The following is a 4,530-nucleotide window of genomic DNA, read 5'->3' as shown; positions in this document are numbered from 1 at the left end:
TTAGAACGCTCTCCTACCATCGACACCATACGGTGTCAATCCACAGCTTCGGTGATACGTTTAGCCCCGGTACATTTTCGGCGCGGAGTCACTCGACCAGTGAGCTATTACGCACTCTTTAAATGGTGGCTGCTTCTAAGCCAACATCCTGGTTGTCTAAGCAACTCCACATCCTTTTCCACTTAACGTATACTTTGGGACCTTAGCTGGTGGTCTGGGCTGTTTCCCTTTCGACTACGGATCTTATCACTCGCAGTCTGACTCCCAAGAATAAGTATTTGGCATTCGGAGTTTGACTGAATTCGGTAACCCGTTGGGGGCCCCTAGTCCAATCAGTGCTCTACCTCCAATACTCTCATCTTGAGGCTAGCCCTAAAGCTATTTCGGAGAGAACCAGCTATCTCCAGGTTCGATTGGAATTTCTCCGCTACCCACACCTCATCCCCGCACTTTTCAACGTGCGTGGGTTCGGGCCTCCATTCAGTGTTACCTGAACTTCACCCTGGACATGGGTAGATCACCTGGTTTCGGGTCTACGACCTCATACTCATTCGCCCTATTCAGACTCGCTTTCGCTGCGGCTCCGTCTTATCAACTTAACCTCGCATGAAATCGTAACTCGCCGGTTCATTCTACAAAAGGCACGCCATTACCCATTAACGGGCTTTGACTACTTGTAGGCACACGGTTTCAGGATCTATTTCACTCCCCTTCCGGGGTGCTTTTCACCTTTCCCTCACGGTACTGGTTCACTATCGGTCACTAGGGAGTATTTAGCCTTGGGAGATGGTCCTCCCTGCTTCCGACGGGATTTCTCGTGTCCCGCCGTACTCAGGATCCACTCAGGAGGGAACGAAGTTTCAACTACAGGGTTTTTACCTTCTTCGACGGATCTTTCCAGATCGCTTCATTTACCCCGTTCCTTTGTAACTCCATGTTGAGTGTCCTACAACCCCAAGAGGCAAGCCTCTTGGTTTGGGCTAATTCCGTTTCGCTCGCCGCTACTCAGGAAATCGCGTTTGCTTTCTCTTCCTCCGGGTACTTAGATGTTTCAGTTCCCCGGGTCTGCCTTCAGTACCCTATGTATTCAGGTAAAGATACTGTTCCATTACGAACAGTGGGTTTCCCCATTCGGAAATCTCCGGATCAAAGCTTACTTACAGCTCCCCGAAGCATATCGGTGTTAGTCCCGTCCTTCATCGGCTCCTAGTGCCAAGGCATCCACCGTGCGCCCTTTCTAACTTAACCGTTAAAAAAGATCTTACAGATGCTTTGAAAAAAATTAATTGCCTTCTATCTATTATCTAGTTTTCAAGGAACAAAGCAGAAAGAATCCATCACATCGTGATGACTTGTCTTTCCTATTTGAATGAATTACTCATTCAAAACTGAACAAAACAAAAGCGCTCTCGTAATTATCCTTAGAAAGGAGGTGATCCAGCCGCACCTTCCGATACGGCTACCTTGTTACGACTTCACCCCAATCATCTGTCCCACCTTAGGCGGCTGGCTCCATGAAGGTTACCTCACCGACTTCGGGTGTTACAAACTCTCGTGGTGTGACGGGCGGTGTGTACAAGGCCCGGGAACGTATTCACCGCGGCATGCTGATCCGCGATTACTAGCGATTCCGGCTTCATGCAGGCGAGTTGCAGCCTGCAATCCGAACTGAGAATGGCTTTATGGGATTCGCTTACCTTCGCAGGTTTGCAGCCCTTTGTACCATCCATTGTAGCACGTGTGTAGCCCAGGTCATAAGGGGCATGATGATTTGACGTCATCCCCACCTTCCTCCGGTTTGTCACCGGCAGTCACCTTAGAGTGCCCAACTGAATGCTGGCAACTAAGATCAAGGGTTGCGCTCGTTGCGGGACTTAACCCAACATCTCACGACACGAGCTGACGACAACCATGCACCACCTGTCACTCTGTCCCCCGAAGGGGAAAGCCCTATCTCTAGGGTTGTCAGAGGATGTCAAGACCTGGTAAGGTTCTTCGCGTTGCTTCGAATTAAACCACATGCTCCACCGCTTGTGCGGGCCCCCGTCAATTCCTTTGAGTTTCAGCCTTGCGGCCGTACTCCCCAGGCGGAGTGCTTAATGCGTTAGCTGCAGCACTAAAGGGCGGAAACCCTCTAACACTTAGCACTCATCGTTTACGGCGTGGACTACCAGGGTATCTAATCCTGTTTGCTCCCCACGCTTTCGCGCCTCAGTGTCAGTTACAGACCAGAAAGTCGCCTTCGCCACTGGTGTTCCTCCAAATCTCTACGCATTTCACCGCTACACTTGGAATTCCACTTTCCTCTTCTGCACTCAAGTTCCCCAGTTTCCAATGACCCTCCACGGTTGAGCCGTGGGCTTTCACATCAGACTTAAGGAACCACCTGCGCGCGCTTTACGCCCAATAATTCCGGACAACGCTTGCCACCTACGTATTACCGCGGCTGCTGGCACGTAGTTAGCCGTGGCTTTCTGGTTAGGTACCGTCAAGGTACCAGCAGTTACTCTGGTACTTGTTCTTCCCTAACAACAGAACTTTACGACCCGAAGGCCTTCTTCGTTCACGCGGCGTTGCTCCGTCAGACTTTCGTCCATTGCGGAAGATTCCCTACTGCTGCCTCCCGTAGGAGTCTGGGCCGTGTCTCAGTCCCAGTGTGGCCGATCACCCTCTCAGGTCGGCTACGCATCGTCGCCTTGGTGAGCCATTACCTCACCAACTAGCTAATGCGCCGCGGGCCCATCTATAAGTGACAGCGTAAACCGTCTTTCCATCTTCTCTCATGCGAGAAAAGAACGTATCCGGTATTAGCTCCGGTTTCCCGAAGTTATCCCAGTCTTATAGGCAGGTTGCCCACGTGTTACTCACCCGTCCGCCGCTAATCTCAGGGAGCAAGCTCCCGTCGATTCGCTCGACTTGCATGTATTAGGCACGCCGCCAGCGTTCGTCCTGAGCCAGGATCAAACTCTCCGAAGAAATGTTTGACTTGCTCATTTGCTTTTTTGATAGTGTGTGCTCACTTAAAATTTAACGTTGGCGCTTTGTTTTGTTCAGTTTTCAAAGAGCAATTTCACAATCGTTCTTAACGAACGGCTGTTTATTCATCATAACATCTTATTGATTAGTTGTCAACTTCTGCGAAGTTTTTAACTTATTTTAAATCGCTGTGTTTTTCAGCGACCATTTCATCTTATCATTTTCATAGTAAGAAGTCAATAGTTATTATTTCTTTCAGCAATCAGCCAAAAGCGATGAAGTTTTTCGTTTGTTTTAATTGGTGCTTATTTATATTAATCCTTTCCCACCATAAAGTCAACACATTTCACAATAAATAATTCCTTTTCTCAAAGATAGATCAAGATTGGTTTCAAGGTAGTCGGACAGAGCTGAAGGCATCCCGACAAAGCCTTAATGCTTTTTATCTTTTGAGCTGTTTTCGTAAAGTTTGTTGGTTTTGAACAAAGGAATATTATGGGATATAGTGAGATAAAGTAGTAAGTAATCTTTTTGAGGAGTGATTAAATGGCATATGCTTATACTTTATTTGTTATTTCTGTAATATGCTTTGTTTGTTATCGGCTGATTAAAAAGAAATCAGCACCTTCAAATAGATACACACCTTATGATGACATCACAATGGGAATTAAAGATGACGATATAAACCCAATACAGGATACAAATCATCACATTCAATATGAAGAGAAATCAAATAACGACAAGGCCGTTTAAAGCAGTCTTGTCGTTATTTGTTCAAGAAAGCAACACTGTATGCGAAAACAGCCATCTTTTTTTCATGACCTTATGAAAACAAAAAAAGACCAGCCGGATGGCGGATCTTAATAAATGGCTTGGCGGCGTCCTACTCTCACAGGGGGAACCCCCCAACTACCATTGGCGCTGAAGAGCTTAACTGCCGTGTTCGGAATGGGAACGGGTGTGACCTCTTCGCTATCGCCACCAAACATGAAAGGAACGTTGTTCCTTCAAAACTAGATAATAATAAGAAGGTATTTCATTTTTTTAAAGCGTTGGTTAAGTCCTCGATCTATTAGTATCAGTCAGCTCCACATGTCACCATGCTTCCACCTCTGACCTATCAACCTGATCATCTTTCAGGGATCTTACTAGCTTGCGCCATGGGAAATCTCATCTTGAGGGGGGCTTCATGCTTAGATGCTTTCAGCACTTATCCCGTCCGCACGTAGCTACCCAGCTATGCCTTTGGCAAGACAACTGGTACACCAGCGGTGCGTCCATCCCGGTCCTCTCGTACTAAGGACAGCTCCTCTCAAATTTCCTGCGCCCGCGACGGATAGGGACCGAACTGTCTCACGACGTTCTGAACCCAGCTCGCGTACCGCTTTAATGGGCGAACAGCCCAACCCTTGGGACCGACTACAGCCCCAGGATGCGATGAGCCGACATCGAGGTGCCAAACCTCCCCGTCGATGTGGACTCTTGGGGGAGATAAGCCTGTTATCCCCGGGGTAGCTTTTATCCGTTGAGCGATGGCCCTTCCATGCGGAACCA

General features: G+C 48.1%; 1 protein-coding gene and 4 rRNA genes (1 of these 5 running past the window's edge). 1 reads left to right on the top strand and 4 read right to left on the bottom strand.

Annotation, left to right across the window (positions count from 1 at the left end; genetic code table 11):
• Nucleotides 1-1,248: ribosomal RNA gene (locus ABC374_RS26950) — 23S ribosomal RNA — on the bottom strand; the annotation flags it as partial.
• Between the two features lie 177 nt (nt 1,249-1,425).
• A 16S ribosomal RNA gene (locus ABC374_RS26945) occupies nt 1,426-2,976 on the bottom strand.
• Between the two features lie 546 nt (nt 2,977-3,522).
• Here ABC374_RS26945 and ABC374_RS26940 point away from each other — a divergent pair.
• Complete coding sequence (locus ABC374_RS26940) at nt 3,523-3,729, top strand: DUF3951 domain-containing protein (RefSeq protein WP_413020202.1); 207 nt, start codon at nt 3,523-3,525, stop codon at nt 3,727-3,729.
• A gap of 117 nt (nt 3,730-3,846) precedes the next feature.
• Here the strand turns inward: ABC374_RS26940 and rrf are convergent.
• Together rrf and ABC374_RS26930 are read right to left on the bottom strand one after the other, a co-directional pair.
• A 5S ribosomal RNA gene (gene rrf, locus ABC374_RS26935) occupies nt 3,847-3,962 on the bottom strand.
• Nucleotides 3,963-4,028: 66 nt separating this feature from the next.
• Nucleotides 4,029-4,530, bottom strand: a 23S ribosomal RNA gene (locus ABC374_RS26930); it runs 2,431 nt beyond the window's last position.

Origin of the sequence: Peribacillus phoenicis (assembly GCF_047238085.1) — a bacterium.
GTDB lineage: Bacteria > Bacillota > Bacilli > Bacillales > DSM-1321 > Peribacillus.
The sequence above is the reverse complement of the archived record's forward strand: the minus strand, read 5'-3'. Positions and strand labels throughout refer to the sequence as shown.